Consider the following 18516-nt stretch of genomic DNA (forward strand, 5'->3'; position numbering starts at 1 on the left):
TCCGAGGAGGGCACGTACACGGACCCGCTGGCCGACGTGCGCGGTCACGAGCAGATCGCCGCGGTGATCCGGGGTGCGCACGAGCAGTTCCCCGGATTCGAGTTCAGGCTGGCCGGTGATGTGGACGGCAACCATCACATCGCCCGCTTCGGCTGGGAGCTCGTCTCCGTCGCGGACGGTTCGGCGCCGGTGGCAGGATCGGACGTTCTCACCCTGGCCGAGGACGGCCGGATCACCTCCGTCCTCGGCTTCCTCGACCGGCTTCCTGAGGCGTGAGTCCTCGACCGGGGGACGATCGATAAGGACCTGCTCGACATCCCCGGGGGCATCAGTCGGCTGCATCACGATGGGCGGCCGCCGCCGCGGGTGCTGTGGCACCGCCGGGGGTGCTGTGGCACTACCGACCGCGGCAGTCGGCCACCAGTCGGCCCGCCCGCACACCCCGCCGTCCATATCGGCGCCGTGCAGGCCGACGCCCCGCTCGGTGGTCTGCAGCAGGCGCGCCCAGACAAGGATCCCAAGCCGCGGTTGGCTTGGGATCCTTGTGCTGAACATCCGCTTGCCGATGTGCGTGCCGTAGGCGGCGCGGCCGGGTCTGCGGCGCTGACCATGACCTTCCGGGTCCGGTGCCGGGTGGACCTCTGTCCTGGGTTGGCGGTCCTTGAGTGCGCGCCGCCCAGCCTCGGCTGTGTGCTCTCGGACTCTGCCGACCTGATGGCGGTTTGGCGTTCTCGTTCGGGTGACATCCTGCATGCGGGAGCGTTTTTGCTGGCCATGTCCCTTACATGGTCACGAAATCCTGGTCGCGCGCCGTCGCGGCCGCGGCCGTTGCAGCTACCGCTCTCCTCATTCCGGTGACAAACGGGACAGGCTCCCCGGCGCAGGCTCGCGCCTCGGTACCGGCTTGCCCGCCGCCGGGCGGCGGCACCTGCTATTTCGAGTACTACGACGATGCCGGGCTCCGCACCATCGAGTTCGATCCGGAGGTCGGCCGCTGCTACAACACCACCAGTGTCGGAGCCGTCAGGGGAACCAACAGGACGAACCGCAGGATCCACCTCTGGCCCAGCAGTAACTGCTCAGGCACTGCCACTGCGTTGGTAGACCCCGGCTTCTCCTGGAACGACCCCAGTCACCACTACTACTCCTACCGGCCCCTGCCTTGAACGGGTCATGGGGAAGGGACACGTGCACCCCGTCCTCGGCGAGGGTCACGGAAGGAGACGGTCTCGGCGGATTCATCCGCCGGGACCGCAGCTGGAATCCGGCGGCGACCTGCCGTAAAGCATCACGTTCGGCTGACAACAAGGATGGTGCGTGCATCATGAAGACGGTGATGACCTCCTTCGGGAAAGCGGCAGTCACCCTCGTGGCCTCCCTGGGCCTGATCGTCGGCCTGTCGGCCGAGGCGCAGGCCGCGCAGGGGGAGTTCGTCTACGGGAGCTCCACGGGCCAGCTCCGCACCTTCGTCAATCCGGCCAACAACACCTGCTACTTCTTCGAGTTCGCGTCGGATTCGGTGATCAACGAAACGAAAACCGAGGCACGGGTATTCAGCAGCATCACGTGCAGCGGGCTCATCTCCGACGTCGCTCCGGACAAGTCACTGCAAGTCGACGGTGACATCATCAACAGCGTGATGTTCCTCCCCTGACAGACCATCTCGGAGGGGGCGGCCTCTACTGGAAGCCGCCCTCCGTCCGCATCGAGGCTCTCGTAGCTCGGAACCAGCGGACGTCGAAGCAACGGGCGGTCGAGAAGGAGTGGTGCGGGTCGGTGAGCATGCGGTGGACGAACTGGGCGGTCGAGCCCGTCACAACGGGCGGTGGTGGACGCGTCGCCGACTGAACACCTACGTTCGTGCCCATGGGCCCTGTTCGCGCAAGCGCTGCCTCACGTCGGCGCTCGATCGTGCTCGACGTGCCGGCCGCACTCGGATTCGCACTGCTCCCGGAACTGGCACCCCTGCGGCATGCTCTCGGCGGCGCTGCGCCGGGCAGTACCACTGTGTGGCTGTTGTCGCTGAGCGCCGCGCTGCCTGTGATCGTCCGGCGGCTGTGGCCCGTGTCGGTGTTCCTGTTCGAGTTGGCCGTGGTCGTCGTGTCGCTGCCGTCCGGTCTCGCGCCGACCGCGTTCCTCGCCGCCGCCTACGCCCTGTACCAGGTTGCCTTGGTCCGTCGGCGGCCGACGGGGCTGTCGGCGGTCGTCGGTGCAGTGTGCGTCGTCGGCGGGGCCGGGCTGACGATGACCGGATCGCGGCACTGCCAAGGCGGGACGCAGGCTGTGCAGGTCGTCTTCGGCCTGCTGGTCCTCGGCGCCACCTGGGCTGCCGGCTCGGCCGTCCGGGAGCGACGGGAGGCCGTACGGCACGTCATCGAAGAGACGGCCGAGCGGGCGAAGGCCGAAGAACGCCTCCGCATAGCGCGGGACATCCACGACGTCGTCTCCCACAGCGTGGGCCTGATCGCGGTCAAGGCCGGCATCGCCAACCACGTCGTCACCAGTCACCCCGAGGAGGCGCGGCAAGCCCTGACGGTGATCGAGGACGTCAGCCGCAAGGCGCTGCGCGACCTGCGTGCCACCCTCAAGGTACTGCGCCGGGACGAGGAGTCGGCAGAGGAACTCCGGCCAGTGCTCGGGCTGTCGGACCTGCCGGCACTGGCCCGGGCGGCCGAGGCCACGGGCGTGCGGGTCGCCCTGGACGCGCGCTGGCCGGAGCAGCCCCCAGATGCTGTCGCCGTGTCGGCCGTCCGGATTGTGCAGGAAGCGCTGACCAACGTCGTCAAGCATGCCGCACCCACCTGCTGCCGGGTGAAAGTCTTCGCAGGGCAGGGGGTGTTGACGATCGAGGTGGACGACGACGGCCCTCCCGCGGCAGGTCCTCGCACCACCGTTCCCGGCGGCGGACTGGGCCTGGTCGGGATACGCGAGCGGGCCGCCGCGCACGGAGGCAGCGTCACTGCCGGACCGCGCACGGGCGGCGGCTTCCGCGTCGCGGCGACCTTGCCGTACTGATGCGGGTCGCGGCGACGCTCCCGTACTGGTGCCGTCTCATCCGCAGGTATGAATTCGGCCCGTACCGGGCCGTCCGCGGTCCCGTTCTCCGGGCCGATGCGGTCGGCGGGGGCGCACGACGAGACTGAACCATGTGATCGACATCGACGACCTGACCAAGCGATACGGGCCGAACACCGTCGTGGACGGCCTCACCTTCGCGGTCCGCCCCGGGGCCGTCACGGGGTTCCTCGGCCCCAACGGAGCCGGGAAGTCCACCACGATGCGGATGATGCTCGGCCTGACCCGCCCCGATACCGGATCCGCCCGGATCAGCGGGCGCGCCTACCATGAACTGCGCCACCCCGTGCGGCAGGTGGGGGCACTGCTGGAGACGGCGGTGGCCCACCGCGGCCTGACCGCAGCCCATCACCTGCTGTGGCTCGCGCAGAGCAACGGGATCGCCCGCAGGCGCGTTGCGGAGGTCCTGGAGATGGTCGGGCTCTCGGGTGCGGCACGGCGGCGGGTCGGCACGTTCTCTCTCGGCATGGGGCAGCGGCTCGGTCTGGCGGTGGCGCTGCTGGGCGACCCGCCCGTCCTGGTGCTCGACGAGCCGGTCAACGGCCTGGACGCGGAGGGGATCCGCTGGTTACGAGAACTGCTTCGTTCGATGGCCGCCGAGGGCCGGACGGTGCTCGTATCCAGCCATCTGATGACCGAGATGTCGATGGTCGCCGACCACCTGATCGTCATTCATCGTGGACGGCTCCTCGCCGACACCGGCATGTCCGACTTCATCCAGCGGTACGCGCGGCCCTACGTCCGCGTCCGAACCCCTGAGCACAAGCCCCTCGCCCGTGAACTGGACCGCAGGGGTGCCACAGTGGCTGTCGCGGCGGACGGCAGCCTGGCGGTCCGGGGGATGCCCGCGGCCGAGATCAACCGGTTGGCCGCGACGCACGGGATCACCGTGGACGAACTGAGCTCCCAGGCGGGATCGCTGGAGGACACCTTCCTCCGGATCGTCGCGGAGAGGGGCGACACCCGTGTCTGAGACGCTCGCGGCAGTCCGCGCCGAGTTCACCAAGCTGCGCTGTGTCCGCAGCACCTTCGTCCCGCTGCTGTTCTTCGTACCCTTCAGCCTTCTCGTCGCCACCCTGGACGGCGTCTCTGCGAGGTCCGCGCTCGAATCCCACAGCTCGATGCTGCGGACCGGATTCACCCCTCAGCAGGCCGGCCTGGACGGCATCCTCTACGGCCAGCTCGCCCTGATCGTCTTCGGCGTACTCGTCGTCACCAGCGAGTACAGCTCAGGCATGATGCGCGTCTCCCTGCTCGCGGTGCCTCGGCGCGGTCGGCTCTTCGCAGCGAAGACGACGGTCACCGCGACCGCCGCAGCAGCGGCCGCGATTCCGGTCACCATCGCCGGCTACCTGGTCACTCAGTACGCCCTCGGCCCTTACGGCGCCTCGATCGGCGCGAGCGGAGTCCCGCGGGCACTGGTCGGCGCCGTCGTCTACTTGACGCTGATGAGCCTGTTCGCGGCCGGTGTCGCCGCGACGGCCCGCAACGCGGTCGTGCCCCTTGCGGTGCTGCTGCCCATGGTGCTGGCCGGGTCGCACATCATGTCCCTCATGGGTGCGACCAAGGAGCTGGCCCGGTACTTCCCCGACCAAGCCGGCATACAGATGCTCACCGTCCACTCCCCGGAAGTGGGGACCGGCTTCTTGGCTCTGCTCGCCTGGACCGCGGCCGCTCTGGTCGGCGGCTACCTCAGGCACCGGCGCTGGGACGGGTGAAGGGACGGGGGAGGGGGCCGAGCACCACACCTACCGGCAGCCGGTGGTGCTGCCGATCCCGACGTGCGACAACCCCGGATGGAACGTCCCGGTCTCGACCCGCCCGACGCGGCCCGACGAGCCGCGCCACCAACGTCACGGAACTCATATGACCAACCGTCAGCTGGAATTTCCAGCGCGTGACTCTGAACGAGACGACATTTGGCAGGCTACGGAACGTCGCTGCAGTACCAAATCCACGTGACGAACAGTGAGCATCGAAGAGCCAGGCAGTCGGACGACGCCGCGGCAGTCGGTCCTGAACATGTTTCAGGTCGTCTCCGGGAAGGGAGGGCGACTCCCTGCGCCGGGTATGGTGGCGCTCATGGGTGACGCGGTCCGGGTGCTGATCGCAGACGACCAGGCGCTGCTGCGCGGCAGCTTCCGCCTCCTTGTCGACTCGACCCCCGGCATGGAGGCGATCGGCGAGGCGAGCGACGGAGCCATGGCCGTCCAACTGGCCCGGGAGCTACGACCCGATGTCGTACTGATGGATCTGCGCATGCCGGTCATGGACGGCATCGCGGCCACCCGGCAGATCTGTTCCGACGAATCGACAGTCGGTGTACGGGTGCTGGCGCTCACCATGTTCGACATGGACGACTACGTCTATCCGGCCCTGGAGGCGGGAGCCAGCGGGTTCATGCTGAAGGACGCCTCACCGTCCGATCTGGTCGCCGGCATCAGGGTCATCGCCGACGGCGAGAGCGTCCTGGCGCCGACGGTGACGCGCCGCCTCATTGCGAACTTCTCCCGTCGCAGCGAACCGGCCAGGCCGGCACCGAGACTGGTCGGCCTCACCAAGCGGGAGACGGAGGTGCTCGTCCTGATCGCGAACGGACTGTCGAACGCCGAGATCTCCGAGCGTCTGGTGGTCAGTCTGCCGACGGTGAAGACCCACGTGAGCAGTCTCCTTGCCAAGCTCAAGGCCCGGGACCGGGCCCAGCTGGTGATCATCGCGTACGAGGGCGGCCTGGCCGAGCGGGGGATGCCGTCCTAGCTGTACTTCCGTAGCCGGCCCGTCCGACCAGGTCCGACCGCTTCACCGTCGTCCGCGACATCCCGCACGTCACCGGCGTGGAAGCGACGATCCAGTGGTTGTCGAACCAGAAGTCAGTATCCGTCGCCGGCAGCCGAATGGCCTGCTCGACCAGCGGCAACGCGGCCCGTAGACGCTGGTTGCATCGAGGCCGCGGGGGCAGGTACGGGAACATCAGGCTCAGGTTCAAACCTGCAAACCGCAGCCAGCGGTCCTCCGAGGCGAACTCTGGAAACGCCTGCGCGACGGCCAGACATACCAGCTCGGAACCGTTCAACTGCGGCGGCCTGCCAGCCATCGAGTTCCTTCGATCTCATCGTCGATCTTCACATAGGGTGGGGCGTGAGGGTCTCCAAGTCGGTTTTCACAACCGGATCTTGGAGGCCCTCGCCATATTCGCCCGCCCGAACTCATGGATCCTCACCCGACCGAATCCATCCACGCGCTGACTGAACGGAGCCCCACCACCATGCCCGACACGACCTCGGCCAGCCTCAGCACTCGTGGCGTACTGGCCTGCTACCACCGCGCGATACTCGATAAGTCCGCGGACGACCTGGCCGACCTGTACGCGGCCGACGCCGTACACGAGTTCCCGTTTTTCTTCCCCGGCATGCCCGCGCGCTATCAGGGACGCGAAGAGGTCCGCGCCGGCTATCGGGCAGTCTGGGGCGCGAGCCCGGCACAACCGCAAGAGATCACCGAAGTCGCCATCCATGAGAACACCGACCCCGAAGTGATCATCGCCGAACATGTCATCACCGGAACCGTGACCACAAGCGGACAGCCCTTCAGCTTCCCCGGACTCCTGGTGCTCCGGGTCCGGAACGGCCTGATCGTCCACGCCCGCGATTACATGGATGGCCTCGGTGTGGCTCACACGATGGACCGACTGACCACCATCGCCGCCAGCCTCAGCAGCGGCGAACCGGACCACTGAAAGCTGCTGCCCGAACGCCAGCGCCAAGGCGGGATCAACCGCAGTGCCAGCCGGTCTCTTCCTCGTATGCGGCCAGCTGTTCGAAGGCTGGGCGTAGCCCGCGGATGAGACTGGTGCACGGATTCTCCCAGGGGAATCCGCCCTGGGCCTCCCATGGGAGACCGGTATTGGGCGTGCGGGTGAAGGCGGGTTCCCAGTCCTCGGAGAAGTGGATGACACCGATAACCGGATCGGTGAACCGTAGGCCAGGCATGCAGTCAGGAAGGGAGGGCGGGATGCCGTTCTTCCATGTGCGATTCATTTTCGATTCCGGGAGGGCCCGCAGAGCCGTTTCGTTCTTCTTGCGGATCCTCTCGTACTCTCCCTCGTGCATCTTCCCGGGTACGAAGAGGAGCAGGCGCTGGGGCGGGAGAATGCGCATGGCCTCGGACAACTCCCACATGGTTCCGGCGCTTGAGCCCAGCGTGAGAGTGACCAGGCGGGCCCGCATCATGAGTTCCCGCACGGGTTGCTGCCAGGAAGTTTTCGGCAGATACATGCGCACCGCCCCCGCAAAGGGGAGAACTTCGTCAGGGGCACCGACGGCGACCAGTGGTCCGACGGGGTGCAGCGCGTCCGCGATGTGTTCTTCCTCGTCGCGGCTGGATACGACCAGGCCGATCAAGCCACCCGTAAGATCGGAAGCGGTGCACTCCCCAAAGTGACAGTCCGAGAGCTGTCAGGCAGCATGGCCAAGCGACCAGCCATATCCCGATCCCCCAGAGCGGATACTGGCCGGGAAGAAGGGTGTAACGAGGGCCCTGCTGTGTTTCGTTCTGCGACAGTTCCGGAGGTGTGGTGCGAGGGTAGGGGAAGCTCCAGGAACCGTGCCAGGACAGCTTTCTACCGTAGGGGAGGGCCCATAAGATTCCTGCTGTCGGGAGCGAGAGTGCCAGGAGAATCAACCACCAATTGCCTCTTCCGGAGAGGGACAGGATGCGGATGGCCAGAGCGGCAAGCAGAACGGGCACGAGCACTCGCAGCAGCACGCCGGCCAACTGGAGGCGGGTCTTGTAGTGCGCCAAGAACACCACCAGTAAGTTTCCTATCAAGAGACCATAGAAAAAACTGTGGGCGACACCCAATGCGGCGAAGAGCAAGAAAATTGCGGGAAACCGCAGACTACGGCCGGGCCGGAAAGGGGTCTCGGGTGGCGCTTGGAAGAGGGTCCTGGGCGGCGCGGGGAGGTGTATGACCCATGCCGTCAAGATACCGAGGACGTAGCCGGGTGCAGGGATCACATCGGTGAGCGTGAGCCCCTCCGCCCCAGCGAGAGTGCTCCAACAACTGACGCCCAATTGTTCCTCCCGTGGCGGATCTGCTGCTGTGGCAGGAGTTCGCTTGCGCGCACCTCCCCCCAATGACAACGTGTGCCTTGCTGTCCCACCCAACTCGCCTTGCGCTGGCTGACACTTGGTCCGTCTTCCATGACGATGCCATCTCACTGCCCTCCGGTTCCAGGCGCGAGGTGGGGTGGGTTCTTGGGGGCTTTACCGCGGTGAGCGGTGAGGTGTCCGCTTGTCAACGGGAACACGGAGCAGCCGAGGTCAGCCTCGGCAGAGCCGGTCAGTCGCCACCGTCCGCGCCTCGACGCACCCCGCGACCGCACCGGCGAGGTCGTGGTTGCCGGGCAGCGGCGAGGGCGGGGGCGGCAGATGGAGATGCGGCGCGGCGCGCAGCACGGTCTCGTACTGCAGGGGAGGCCGGCCGCGGCCAGTTCGGGATAGCGGGCGCAAGCCTCCGGTCGTCCGCGGAGCCCGACTGTCGAGTGAGTAACTGTCCCTGGGAGCCTGCCAAGGGATGCAGGCTGTGAGCGTGCGAGGGCAGCCGGCCGGCTACTGGTTGGCGGTGATTCCGATGAGGATGAGGTCGATGCCGGCGAGGAACTCGGCCCGGTCGTCGTGTCTCCGGAGTCGGCTTGCGACGTTTCGAGTGAACGGGTACCGGCCGGGGTCGAGCTCTGACCATGCGGTCGCCACGGTGTCGAGGAACTCGGTCCGGTCCGTGTCCGGCTGGACCGCGCGGGTGTTGGCGGCGTTCTGGCCCGCCACCCCGAGGATGTAGTTCAGCAGCGCGGACGCTGCGGTGAACTGGGCGGCTTCGGGCACCCGGAGCGCCCGGACCTGGCGTCCGATGCGTTCGAAGACCTGCAGCATTGGCGTCTCCCACGATGTGCGGGCGAGCTGCGTGCCGACCCATGGGTGGGCGTCGATCGCGTCGAACACGCCGAGTGCGAGGGCGCGGATCGCATCCTGTGGTGTCGCGTCGCTGTCGTCAGCGGTGATGGTGTCGGCGACGACGGGCTCGGTGGCGGCAGCCAGGAGCGCCGTCTTGCCCGTGACGTGCCAGTAGATCGCCCCTGGGCCGGTCGCGAGGCGCTCGGCCAGCACGCGGAACGTGAGCCCGCCTTCGCCCACCGTGTCGAGGAGCTCGACGGCGGCGCTGACGATGCGCTCCCGGGAGAGCGGTTCCTGCCGTCGTTCCGGACGACGCGTCCTGGTTGCCATGTCCCCATTCCAGACATCTTGGAACGCTGTTCCAGTTTGACAATCAATGGAACGCAGTTCCGCTCTGTGGCTGCTGGAACGACGTTCCAGGCGTGATCCGCCGGGTGTCCGTCCAACGGTCCGCGATCAGGAAGGAAGCATCATGACCCCTCCCGACACTCCCGATACTCCCGACACGATCGTCGGCGCCGGGCTGGGCGGCCTCACGCTCGCCCGTGTCCTGCACGTCCACGGAATCCCGGCCACGTTCTACGAGGCGGAGCCCTCCCCGGCGGCGCGCACGCAAGGCGGGATGCTCGACATCCACGACCACAACGGCCAACCGGCACTCCGGGCGGCACGCCTGATCGACGACTTCCGCGGCCTCATCCTGGAGGGCCGCCAGGCGACACGGGTCCTCGACCGGAGCGGAACCGTCCTGCTCGACGACCCCGACGACGGCACGGGCGGACGCCCCGAGGTGCAGCGGGGCGAGCTGCGACGGATCCTGCTCGACTCGCTCCCGGCCGGCACCGTTCGGTGGGGGCACAAGGCCGGCGGCGTCCGCTCCCTTGGCGAGGGTCGTCACGAGGTGACCTTTACCGACGGCGCCACCGTCGTCACGAGCGTGCTGGTCGGCGCGGACGGCGCGTGGTCACGGGTCCGGCCCCTGCTCTCCGATGCGGCACCCGAGTACGTCGGCAGGTCGTTCATCGAGACCTACCTGTTCGACGCCGACACCCGGCACCCTGCCAGCGCGAAGGCGGTCGGCGGAGGGTCGCTCTTCGCGCTCGCGCCGGGGAAGGGAATCCAGGCTCACCGGGAGAACGGCGGGACCCTCCACACCTACGTGGCACTCTCCAAGCCGCAGGACTGGTTCGCCGGTATCGATTTCACCGATTCCGCCGCGGCAACCGCACGGATTGCGCAGGAGTTCGACGGCTGGGCGCCGGAGCTCACCGCGCTGATCACCGACAGTGACACCGAGCCGGTCCTGCGCTCTCTCAACGCACTGCCGGCCAGGCACGATTGGGATCGGGTGCCGGGGGTGACCCTGCTCGGCGACGCCGCCTGTCTCTCGGCCCCGAACGGCGAAGGCGCCAACCTGGCCATGTACGACGGTGCCGAACTCGGCAAGGCCATCGCCGCGCACCCCGATGACGTCGAGGCCGCGCTCACCGAATACGAGCGGGCACTGTTCCCCCGCAGCGCCGCGGCTGCCGCCGAAGGCGCCCAGCTCCACGAGCTGCTCTTCGGCGAGAACGCACCCCACAGCCTGGTGAACATGCTCACCGGACACGAGCAGACCCAATGAGTCACTGGTCGTGTGGGCTCAAGCGCATCGATGAACCCAAGGTGCGCCCCAGGTCGAGGCCATGCTCGGCGGGGTCGCCGGTACTCTCGCCACCCCGCAGGCGCTGCTGTTGGGCCGGACGACACCGACGGCCGTCTGCGGCTGATCGCTCTCGGTACACCTCTGAGCACCCTGGCCTTGCTCGGCGACTGAAGCCGGCCCGTCACTGGCACCTGTGAGAGGTGTCCTGGCGATGAGCGGACCGTGCTGACGACCTCGATGGGGACGTTTCAGGCCGTTGCCTGGCCGTCGAAGGGGATGCCCAGCCGGCCGGCCACGGTGGTGAGAGCTGTTCCCAGCGGGAGTGCGACCCGGGTGAGGGCGTGCCGGTCACCTCGGGTCGGGTCGCGGTTGACGATCAGCACCGGCTTGTCGGCCTGGGCCGCCTGGCGGACGAACCTGAGCCCGGACATCACTGTCAACGAGGAGCCCAGGACAAGCAGTGAGGTCGCCTCGCGGACCAGCTTGCGGCACTGCTCGACCCGCTGCGGCGGCACGGCTTCGCCGAAGAACACCACGTCCGGTTTGAGGATGCCGCCACAGATCGTGCAGGCCACGACCCGGAAGTCGCCAACCTGATCGTCGGTGAGGTCGGCGTCACCGTCCGGGTTGATTCCTGCGACCACCGGCTCGAAGCCTGGATTGGCCTCTTCCAGCCGCCGGGCGAGTTCGCGCCGCGGGCTGAAGGCGCCGCAGGTGAGGCAGACTGCCCGGTCCAGGCTTCCGTGGAGTTCCACGATGGCCTTGCTGCCGGCGGCCTGGTGCAGCCCGTCGACGTTCTGGGTGATCACACCCGAGAGCAGGCCGTGCCGTTCGAACGCGGCCACGGCTTGGTGCCCGGCGTTGGGGCGAGCGCCGCCGAAGGTGCGCCAGCCGAGGTGGCTGCGCGCCCAGTACCGGCGCCGGGCCTGGGCGCCGGCGGTGAAGTCCTGGTAGGTCATCGGGGTGTGCCGGCTCAGGCTCCCGCCTTCGCCCCGGTAGTCGGGGATGCCCGACTCCGTGGAGATGCCCGCCCCGCTGAGCACCAGCACACCGCCGGTGCTCAGCGCATCGGCGACCGGCTCCAGATCCGTGGTGCCCGGCAGCAGGTCCTCGGTAGGGGTCCAGCTCAGGGTGGGGCGCATGCGCATGCCGCCAGGGTACGGAACAGACTGCGTTCAATCGTCCTGTCAGCGGGATGGCGCATCGTGCCGGTGCGGTGACCTGCCCCGCTCGGTCTGTTCGGCAGCTGCGTCAGTCCGAGCCGTAGTACAGCCGGAGGAACGCCTCCATCGCCGCGTCGACGCCGGCGCGGTCCCCGGTGGCGAGCAGGTCGAGCAGCAGGCCGCGGACGGTGGCTAGTCCGAGTCTGGCGCGGTGGCGGGCCGTGGCCGGATCTGCTCCAGCCGCCATCTCGGCGGCCGCCAGCGGCTCCAGCCAGTCCGTCACGAGCCCTTCGAGGACCGGGACTGCCTCGGGGCGGCCCCGCAGTGCGTGCCCGTAGATCTCGAAGAAGAGCCGCTCCTGACCGGCCAGCGCGGGGTCCGTCAGCTCCTGCCACAGCCGTCGCGCGACATCGGTGGGCGTCAGGTCCGGCTCCAGTCGGAGCCTGGACAGCAGATCGCGCTGGCGCCGTTCCGACGTCCGGACGATCTCGATGAGCAGCCGTTCCTTGGAACCGAAGTAGTGGATCAGCATGCGATGACTGACGCCGATCGCGGCGCCCAGGCGGCGCAGGCTCAGATCCGAGATGCCGTGTGCGACAACGTGGTCGACGGCCGCTTCCACCAGTTGTGCGCGCCGGTCCCCGTCCGTGCCGTGGGCGGCCTCGTCCTCGGGATGCGAGTCGTCCGTATTCACCACAGCCGGAGTGTACCAATTGGTACATGTCGCATGTACCGTGTGGTACATGAAGTCTGTCACCGTGTCGATCGACGTACCGCAGACGCCGGAGCAGGTCTACGACTTCCTCGATGTCATGGCTCACCACGAGCGATTCACCAACCACTACCTGACCGACTGGCGCTACGGCGGATCCAGCCGCGGCGTCGGGTCGTGCGCCACGGTCACAGCCACGCTGGTCGGCACAGAGACCGAGGTCACCATCGAGGTCGTCGAGGCCGACGCACCGCGACGCATCGTCGAACGCAACGTCAGCGCGGCCGGCCGACGCCTGGCCCACGGCACCTACACCATCAAACCGCTGTCATCCGGCGGGAGCCGCGTCTCGTTCACATACGCCTGGATTCACGCGCCGCTCGCCGAACGCCTGCTGGCGCCCGCCGTCCGGGCCACGATGCGGCGCGCCAACTGCAGGGTCATGCGACGTCTGGCCGCCGAGTTGGCTCGCCACGTGTCCACCGCCGGCTCATGACGGCGCTACCGGCAACCACCCGGAAGTCCGTCACCGTCTTCGTCGGCCGGATCCCCACACAGGCCCGCCTCATCCTGGGCGGCCCCCAACTCCGCCGGAAGATCCACGGCCGGCTGCAGGTGGGCCACTCGTTCGCCGGGTTTCTGAGCCGTGACTCCAGGCTCCGTCGCACGGGCGGCCATTGGCAAGGAGGGTGTCGAGGAGATCGTCCAACAACCCGTCCACCGGCAGGCACAGGCGTGTGAAGGCTTGCAGGGAGACGTCGATGTGCCGTTTGGAGCTCGCCCGCCATGGTGTTCGGTGGTGTACCGGTGGGCACTGTCGATGGCGACGGCCGCACGGGCAGCCAGGCCCTGGTCGGTCAGGATGTCCTCGTCGCTGAAGGGAGCCGATACACCCGCCCGCCCCAGGAGCATGCCGCCGACCGAGCGGTCTGCGGTGGGGAGAGGCGCGAGGAGAAGCGAGTGCATGATGGACATTCGCAGTAACCCGGCGGTCGACAGGGGCGCGTTGCCGTCTTCCTCCTCGACGAGGGTTGCCACTCCGACCCGTCGGCCGGGGAGGGCACCAAGAAGTCCGCAAGCTCGGTGCACGTGGCTTGGGCATTGAGCGTGGTGTCGATCCGTGTGGCCGCAGTGTCCAGCAGAGCGACGGGCTGATCGAGGCTGCCGGTGTGTTGCGGGAGTGACGCTCAGCGGGACGAGGGCTGGCCCAGCAGCTGGTTGAGGATGGTTCGGGGGCAGCGTCGACAGTGGTCGATCGACCTGCATTCGATGTGATGTGCCAGGTTGACCGATGCTACGTTCGGCGCCATGAATCTGCCCGATCGGCTGTTGTTCGAGGACTGGCGGCTGGGACGCGCATGTGCGGGGCGCCTGGTGTCTCGGGCGGACCTGCCCACGCTGTATGAACTTGCCGACGAGACTGGTTCGGTGACGTTCACCTGGAACGACGGCGGTGATCCGGTGCTGATCGTCGGGGTGGGTCCGGACTGGTCGGTCGCCTCACTGATGCTTGATGACAACTGGTACGGATACGTCATCGACGAGGCCGAGGGCCATGTGCCGATCGATTTGTGCGGGCAGACGACGGAGTGGCCGAAGGCAGAGCTGCTGCCGCGGTCAGCGGCGTTGGCGGTGCTGAGGATGGTCCCGGACCTTGAGGGGATCAGACGCAATTTCCGATGGCTGTCGCAGTGGCGTCATGTCGCAGAGGACACCGCACGCGATATCTCACTGCACTGAACCGCCGCATGGGCCGGTGCCTGCGGTGGCGCCGCCGATGAACCAGGGGCGGTACCGGATTTCGCGCAAGGCCTGGCGGACCACCGCGCTCAGCTGCCCGGGGCCGCTGAACGCGGTATTGGCCAGGCCTCGGCGAATCACCGATCGTTTCAGAGTGAGTTGAGCTGTGGGTCTTGTGCTCGGCGATCTTGGTCGGCAGGGTGTCCGGGGTGCGTGTTGATCTTAATCCTGACGACCTGTGGGAGCGGGTGGCTCGGCTGTTGCCCCCTGCTCCCGAGCGGCGCCGTCGCCATCCGGGGCGGTTGCGTGTTCCCGACCGAACGGCGCTTGCCGGCGTCATGTATGTGCTGCGGACCGGTGTCGCCTGGCGTACGTTCCCGCAGAGAGTGTGGGCTGATCCGGTGTGACGGCTTGGCGCCGGCTGCGGGACTGGACCGAGGCCGGTGTCTGGCCCCGCCTGCACGCCACCCTGCTGGGCGAGCTGCGTCGCGCCGACCTGCTGGACTTGGACGACTGTGCCGTGGACGGCTTGCACATCCGGGCGCTCAGAGGGGGGGACCACGTCGGTCCCTCACCGGTCGACCGGGCCCGCCCCGGCTCCAAGCACCACCTGATCGTCGACCGGCACGGAACCCCGCTCGCCGTCACGCTCACCGGCGGCAACCGGCACGACGTCACCCAGCTTCTGCCCCTGCTGAACACGGTTCCCCCAATCCGGGGCCTGCGGGGACGCCCTCGGCGCAAGCCCCGGCGACTGTACGCCGACCGGGGCTATGACTTCGACAAGTACCGCCGCCTGCTGTGGAAACGCGGCATCAGACCCGTGATCGCCCGACGCGGTGCCACCCACGGCTCCGGACTGGGCAAGGTCCCCTGGGTAGTCGAGCGCGCCTTCGCCTGGCTTCACCAGTTCAAACGACTCCGCATCCGCTGCGAAAGACGTGCTCACCTCCATCAGGGCCTGCTCGATCTGGCCTGCAGCCTCATATGCCTCCGCCGCCTGAGGCCCCTCGTTGTGAAACGATCAGTCAGTCGCCCAGGACCCGCTCCCACAGCAGCCCGTCCCGCCAGCTCCCGTCGAGAAAGATCGAGGAGTGCGCGACGCCGTACGGGCTGAACCCGTTGCGACGCAGCACCCGTTGCGACGGCAGATTCTCCAGATTGGTGGACGCCTCAGCGCGGTGCAACCCGAGTTCGTCCGTCATCACCTGGAGTACAAGCCCGACGGCGTGCCCTGCGTGCCCTTGATTCTGGGCGACGCTGGCGATCCAGTACCCGACGGAGCCGCGGCGCAGGTGCGGCTGCGGCAGGATGCCTCCGACGGTGACCTGCCCGATCACCTGGTCGTCGGCGAGCACCACGCCTGGCCAGACCGAGCCGGCCCGGTATCCGGCCAGCAGCCTGTCGATCCGCTCCGCCTGGCCTGCCGGGGTGAAGAAGTCGGCCGGCTGGGCCGGTTCCCACGGCCGGAAAGCCTCGACGTCCCGCACCCGATGCGCGGCTATCGGGGCGGCGTCGGCGGGCTCGATCAGGCGGATCCTGGTGGTGTTGTGCATGGGCTGATCCTCGTCGCGGTGCGTCGGATGAGACCGGCCAGCCTATGCGAGCCGCAAGAGCCAACACTTCTGGTCAAGCGCTTCATTCTGAAACGATCAGTCAGTGACACAATGCGTCCGGCTGCGCGTGAGCGACCTTCATCAGGTCGTGGTAGTCGGTCCGGGCACAGCTCGTGCGGCTGTCTGCACGTCGATCCGAGGCCGGTTGGAAGGCGGCCGTGAGCGCTCGTGGCGGCGTAACAGGTCGGCAGCGGTGGCCTTACCCCTCAGGGGAGGCGCATGCGGCGGCGCAAAGCTCGTCCATGGTTTCCCGCGTCAGCCCGGCGAGCAGGTGGTACGGCCGGCCGCCGCGGACGGAGCCTGGATCGCGGCCGACGGTGGGGCGGCGCTGCCCGGAAGGGTTTGGGCGAGGGGGATGTGGACGTTGCGGAGGTGCCGGGCGAAGAAGGCCGCCGGGTCGGTTCGTGTCTCGTAGAGGGCGATGAAGCGGGCGATGAAGCGGGCGGTCATCGGGCGGCCTTGCGGTGGCGGGTGAGGACGGCGGCACCGATCCGTTCGGCGCCGTGGCATTCGAGGTCGGTGCGGAGGCAGTCGGCCGGAAAGAGGCGGCGGCCGGTGCCCAGGACGGTGGGGAAGGTCAGCAGCCGGTATTCGTCGATGAGGTCTGCTGCCATCAGCTGGTGCACGATGCTCAGGCTGCCGGTGATGACGACGTCACGCTGTTCGTGCCTGACGGTGTCGAGGAGGTCGCCATCGAGGACCTGGGAGTTCGCCCAGGCGGACGAGTCGGTCGGGGCGCGCGAGGCGACCAGCTTCGGCACGGCGTTCATGCGGGCGGCGAACGGGGTGTCGCGCCCGGGCCACAGGCGCGAGAACAGCTGCCAGGTCGTGCGCCCGAGCAGCAGGACGCCGTTGTCCAGTGTGCTGCCGAGCCGGAACTTGTCCCCGGCGACCGCCTCGGGGCCGTACCGGAACGCCCAGCCGCCCAGCGGCGTGCCGGCGGAACCGTCCGGGTCGGACGCGATTCCGTCCAGGGTGGTGAACTCGATGACGATGACGCTCATGACGAGGTTCCCTTCGGTGTGGAGCTCACCGGTAAGTACTGGCGGCACCGTCGGGACTCATCGCTCCTGTGGAATTCTTTTCAGGGAATCAGGCGTGGCAGGTCGAAGGCCTCGAAGAGGCGCGGATCGGCGAACACGACGTTGTGGGTGACGCGGTCTGCGGTGACGGTGAGGAGCTGCAGGGTGTGCAGCCGGCGTCCACCGCCGGGCTCCGGCGCGTAGGCGGCCAGGGCAGGCTGGCCGTTGGCGGTCAGCTGCCGCATGCCCCAGCCCGTGCCGCGCATGCGGAAGACGCGCTCCATGAACAGGCCGTAGTCGGCCCTGCCCCGGTACCACAGCGGCACCGGCGGCATCTCCAGGACCGCGTCCTCGGCCAGCAACCGCACCAGCGCAGGCACATCGGCCTCCTCGAACGCCCGCATGTACCGCTCGACCACCGCGCGTACCTCCGGATCGCCCGGCTCAGGGACGCCTGCGGCATCGCCCGCGCTCGCGACGGCGGTACGGGCCCGCTGCAGGGCACTGTTGACCGCCGCGACCGTCGTCCCCAGTTGCTCGGCGACCTCGGCGGCGGAGAATGCCAGCACCTCGCGCAGCACGAGCACCGCGCGCTGCCGCGCGGGAAGCAACTGCACCGCCGCAACCCACGCGAGCCGCAGGTCGGCCCGCAACTCCACGTCGAACCGGGCGTCGGGAAACGGCTCCAGCCAGGGGACATCGAGCGCCGGTGTGAGCGGCGCCCCGGGATCCTCGCTCGGCGCGCCCAGCCCGGACGGCAGCGGACGACGCTCGCGCCCGTCCAGCGCGGTCAGGCACACGTTGGTCGCGATGCGGTACAGCCAGGTCCGCACCGACGCCCGCGCCGGGTCGTACCGGTCACGGGCCTTCCAGGCGCGCAGCAGCGTTTCCTGCACCAGATCCTCGGCCTCATGGAAGGAGCCGAGCATCCGGTAGCAGAACGCCACCAACTCGCCCCGGTACGCATCGAAGTCCACGCGGTCATCATGCCGCACGCGATCCTGGGCCTGCGCCCGCGACGAGGCTCCGGCCGCGGGCATCAGCCTGCTGCGTCCACCGGCCTCCGCGCGGCTGAACGCCGAGTACGTGCCGTCCCGGGCTCACGTCGGATGCAGGCCGTCCGCCGCGTTCTGGGTGAGCCGGGTGGCGTGGGTGTTGCCGATACCGGCCACATAGACGTGGAACGTCGCCTGGGTCAGCGCCGTCTCTCAGGGAAAGTAGATCAACTGTTGCAGTCGCCGATTCAGTTGGAGTGTTCTCCACGCCTGGACCAAAGGTGGCTGCGCAGGGGGGAAGGAAGAGAATTGATGAAGTCGACCAGTATTCGGCGACGCCTTGCCGGGACCGCGGCTGCAGTCCTGGTGGCGGGGGCGGGTGTCCTCGCGGCCGCCCCCTTGGCCGCCGCGAAGGCCAACGTGCTGACCATTGACAAGGTGTCGTTCCACAAGCCGAACGTGCAGGTGAAGGTCACCTACTCCTGCGACCCTGGCCTGGACCACGAACTCGTGGCCAACGCCAGGACGCTCGGCACGGGCACCCACCGTGAGGGGAACGCCGCCGGCACCATCAAGAAGGACAAGCTCGTCTGTGA

21 protein-coding genes and 1 pseudogene are annotated in these 18516 nt (G+C 68.4%); 13 read left to right on the forward strand and 9 right to left on the reverse strand.

Going from position 1 to position 18516, the window contains the following annotated elements; translation table 11 throughout:
• The 3 genes from AB0H32_RS38025 to AB0H32_RS38035 all read left to right on the forward strand — a co-directional run.
• Window positions 1-276, forward strand: a 276-nt coding sequence (locus tag AB0H32_RS38025; RefSeq protein WP_361130817.1) for a nuclear transport factor 2 family protein, incomplete at its 5' end; no start/stop codon positions are given.
• 578 nt (window positions 277-854) lie between these two features.
• Entirely contained in the window at window positions 855-1166 is a 312-nt protein-coding gene (locus tag AB0H32_RS38030) for a hypothetical protein (protein ID WP_361130820.1), read from the forward strand.
• Between the two features lie 158 nt (window positions 1167-1324).
• Window positions 1325-1654: a hypothetical protein gene (locus AB0H32_RS38035; RefSeq protein WP_361130823.1), complete on the forward strand. Its 330-nt coding sequence runs from the start codon at window positions 1325-1327 to the stop codon at window positions 1652-1654.
• 25 nt (window positions 1655-1679) lie between these two features.
• Here the strand turns inward: AB0H32_RS38035 and AB0H32_RS38040 are convergent, their stop codons facing one another.
• On the reverse strand, window positions 1680-1817 hold the full coding sequence (locus tag AB0H32_RS38040; protein WP_361130825.1) for a hypothetical protein: 138 nt from the start codon (window positions 1815-1817) through the stop codon (window positions 1680-1682).
• Between the two features lie 103 nt (window positions 1818-1920).
• Between AB0H32_RS38040 and AB0H32_RS38045 the strand changes: the two genes are divergently transcribed.
• From AB0H32_RS38045 to AB0H32_RS38065, 5 genes are all read left to right on the forward strand, one after another.
• The gene (locus AB0H32_RS38045; RefSeq protein ID WP_361130828.1) at window positions 1921-3015 is read left to right on the forward strand and encodes a histidine kinase; all 1095 of its coding nucleotides are present in this window, start codon (window positions 1921-1923) and stop codon (window positions 3013-3015) included.
• A gap of 133 nt (window positions 3016-3148) precedes the next feature.
• Entirely contained in the window at window positions 3149-4048 is a 900-nt protein-coding gene (locus AB0H32_RS38050) for an ATP-binding cassette domain-containing protein (protein WP_361130830.1), read from the forward strand.
• Window positions 4041-4793 (forward strand): ABC transporter permease, encoded by a 753-nt coding sequence (locus tag AB0H32_RS38055; protein ID WP_361130833.1) that lies wholly within the window; start codon window positions 4041-4043, stop codon window positions 4791-4793. Before AB0H32_RS38050 ends, AB0H32_RS38055 begins: the two co-directional genes overlap by 8 nt.
• 364 nt (window positions 4794-5157) lie before the next feature.
• Window positions 5158-5832 (forward strand): response regulator transcription factor, encoded by a 675-nt coding sequence (locus AB0H32_RS38060; RefSeq protein WP_361130836.1) that lies wholly within the window; start codon window positions 5158-5160, stop codon window positions 5830-5832.
• A gap of 508 nt (window positions 5833-6340) precedes the next feature.
• Window positions 6341-6811 carry a nuclear transport factor 2 family protein gene (locus AB0H32_RS38065; protein ID WP_361130839.1) on the forward strand — a complete coding sequence of 157 codons (471 nt, stop codon included), beginning with the start codon at window positions 6341-6343 and terminating at the stop codon, window positions 6809-6811.
• Between the two features lie 34 nt (window positions 6812-6845).
• On the opposite strand, the gene AB0H32_RS38070 is transcribed toward AB0H32_RS38065, so the two are convergent.
• Window positions 6846-7475: a hypothetical protein gene (locus AB0H32_RS38070; protein WP_361130842.1), complete on the reverse strand. Its 630-nt coding sequence runs from the start codon at window positions 7473-7475 to the stop codon at window positions 6846-6848.
• A 1210-nt stretch (window positions 7476-8685) separates the two neighbouring features.
• Window positions 8686-9357, reverse strand: coding sequence for a TetR/AcrR family transcriptional regulator C-terminal domain-containing protein (locus AB0H32_RS38075; RefSeq protein WP_361130845.1), 672 nt, complete (start codon window positions 9355-9357; stop codon window positions 8686-8688).
• Between the two features lie 142 nt (window positions 9358-9499).
• On the opposite strand from AB0H32_RS38075, the gene AB0H32_RS38080 reads away from it, so the two are divergent.
• The gene (locus AB0H32_RS38080) at window positions 9500-10651 is read left to right on the forward strand and encodes an NAD(P)/FAD-dependent oxidoreductase (RefSeq protein WP_361130848.1); all 1152 of its coding nucleotides are present in this window, start codon (window positions 9500-9502) and stop codon (window positions 10649-10651) included.
• A gap of 269 nt (window positions 10652-10920) precedes the next feature.
• Here AB0H32_RS38080 and AB0H32_RS38085 read toward each other — a convergent pair whose 3' ends face one another.
• Complete coding sequence (locus AB0H32_RS38085) at window positions 10921-11820, reverse strand: NAD-dependent protein deacetylase (protein ID WP_361130851.1); 900 nt, start codon at window positions 11818-11820, stop codon at window positions 10921-10923.
• Window positions 11821-11923: 103 nt separating this feature from the next.
• The gene (locus AB0H32_RS38090; RefSeq protein WP_361130854.1) at window positions 11924-12532 is read right to left on the reverse strand and encodes a TetR/AcrR family transcriptional regulator; all 609 of its coding nucleotides are present in this window, start codon (window positions 12530-12532) and stop codon (window positions 11924-11926) included.
• Between the two features lie 46 nt (window positions 12533-12578).
• Between AB0H32_RS38090 and AB0H32_RS38095 the strand changes: the two genes are divergently transcribed.
• The 3 genes and pseudogenes from AB0H32_RS38095 to AB0H32_RS38105 all read left to right on the forward strand — a co-directional run.
• Window positions 12579-13043 carry an SRPBCC family protein gene (locus tag AB0H32_RS38095; protein WP_361130857.1) on the forward strand — a complete coding sequence of 155 codons (465 nt, stop codon included), beginning with the start codon at window positions 12579-12581 and terminating at the stop codon, window positions 13041-13043.
• A gap of 812 nt (window positions 13044-13855) precedes the next feature.
• Complete coding sequence (locus AB0H32_RS38100) at window positions 13856-14287, forward strand: hypothetical protein (protein WP_361130860.1); 432 nt, start codon at window positions 13856-13858, stop codon at window positions 14285-14287.
• A 209-nt stretch (window positions 14288-14496) separates the two neighbouring features.
• Window positions 14497-15293: pseudogene (locus AB0H32_RS38105) on the forward strand (IS5 family transposase); the annotation flags it as partial.
• Between the two features lie 22 nt (window positions 15294-15315).
• On the opposite strand, the gene AB0H32_RS38110 reads toward AB0H32_RS38105, so the two are convergent.
• From AB0H32_RS38110 to AB0H32_RS38125, 4 genes are all read right to left on the reverse strand, one after another.
• Complete coding sequence (locus tag AB0H32_RS38110; RefSeq protein WP_361130863.1) at window positions 15316-15843, reverse strand: GNAT family protein; 528 nt, start codon at window positions 15841-15843, stop codon at window positions 15316-15318.
• Between the two features lie 315 nt (window positions 15844-16158).
• Window positions 16159-16353 (reverse strand): hypothetical protein, encoded by a 195-nt coding sequence (locus AB0H32_RS38115; protein WP_361130866.1) that lies wholly within the window; start codon window positions 16351-16353, stop codon window positions 16159-16161.
• Entirely contained in the window at window positions 16350-16907 is a 558-nt protein-coding gene (locus AB0H32_RS38120; protein WP_361130869.1) for a dihydrofolate reductase family protein, read from the reverse strand. Before AB0H32_RS38120 ends, AB0H32_RS38115 begins: the two co-directional genes overlap by 4 nt.
• Window positions 16908-16987: 80 nt before the next feature.
• Complete coding sequence (locus AB0H32_RS38125) at window positions 16988-17965, reverse strand: sigma-70 family RNA polymerase sigma factor (RefSeq protein ID WP_361130872.1); 978 nt, start codon at window positions 17963-17965, stop codon at window positions 16988-16990.
• A 267-nt stretch (window positions 17966-18232) separates the two neighbouring features.
• On the opposite strand from AB0H32_RS38125, the gene AB0H32_RS38130 reads away from it, so the two are divergent.
• On the forward strand, window positions 18233-18516 hold a 284-nt coding region (locus AB0H32_RS38130), incomplete at its 3' end, for a hypothetical protein (protein ID WP_361130875.1).

It is taken from the genome of Streptomyces sp. NPDC020362 (genome assembly GCF_040642095.1).
Classification (GTDB): Bacteria; Actinomycetota; Actinomycetes; order Streptomycetales; family Streptomycetaceae; genus Streptomyces.

Excerpts from the sequence above, each read along its gene's own strand:
- AB0H32_RS38095 (WP_361130857.1), top strand. The coding sequence starts at position 12,579 with ATGAAGTCTGTCACCGTGTCGATCGACGTACCGCAGACGCCGGAGCAG.
- AB0H32_RS38120 (WP_361130869.1), bottom strand. The coding sequence starts at position 16,907 with ATGAGCGTCATCGTCATCGAGTTCACCACCCTGGACGGAATCGCGTCC.
- AB0H32_RS38085 (WP_361130851.1), bottom strand. The coding sequence starts at position 11,820 with ATGCGCATGCGCCCCACCCTGAGCTGGACCCCTACCGAGGACCTGCTG.
- AB0H32_RS38060 (WP_361130836.1), top strand. The coding sequence starts at position 5,158 with ATGGGTGACGCGGTCCGGGTGCTGATCGCAGACGACCAGGCGCTGCTG.
- AB0H32_RS38035 (WP_361130823.1), top strand. The coding sequence starts at position 1,325 with ATGAAGACGGTGATGACCTCCTTCGGGAAAGCGGCAGTCACCCTCGTG.
- AB0H32_RS38100 (WP_361130860.1), top strand. The coding sequence starts at position 13,856 with ATGAATCTGCCCGATCGGCTGTTGTTCGAGGACTGGCGGCTGGGACGC.
- AB0H32_RS38080 (WP_361130848.1), top strand. The coding sequence starts at position 9,500 with ATGACCCCTCCCGACACTCCCGATACTCCCGACACGATCGTCGGCGCC.
- AB0H32_RS38075 (WP_361130845.1), bottom strand. The coding sequence starts at position 9,357 with ATGGCAACCAGGACGCGTCGTCCGGAACGACGGCAGGAACCGCTCTCC.
- AB0H32_RS38110 (WP_361130863.1), bottom strand. The coding sequence starts at position 15,843 with ATGCACAACACCACCAGGATCCGCCTGATCGAGCCCGCCGACGCCGCC.
- AB0H32_RS38115 (WP_361130866.1), bottom strand. The coding sequence starts at position 16,353 with ATGACCGCCCGCTTCATCGCCCGCTTCATCGCCCTCTACGAGACACGA.
- AB0H32_RS38065 (WP_361130839.1), top strand. The coding sequence starts at position 6,341 with ATGCCCGACACGACCTCGGCCAGCCTCAGCACTCGTGGCGTACTGGCC.
- AB0H32_RS38125 (WP_361130872.1), bottom strand. The coding sequence starts at position 17,965 with ATGCCCGCGGCCGGAGCCTCGTCGCGGGCGCAGGCCCAGGATCGCGTG.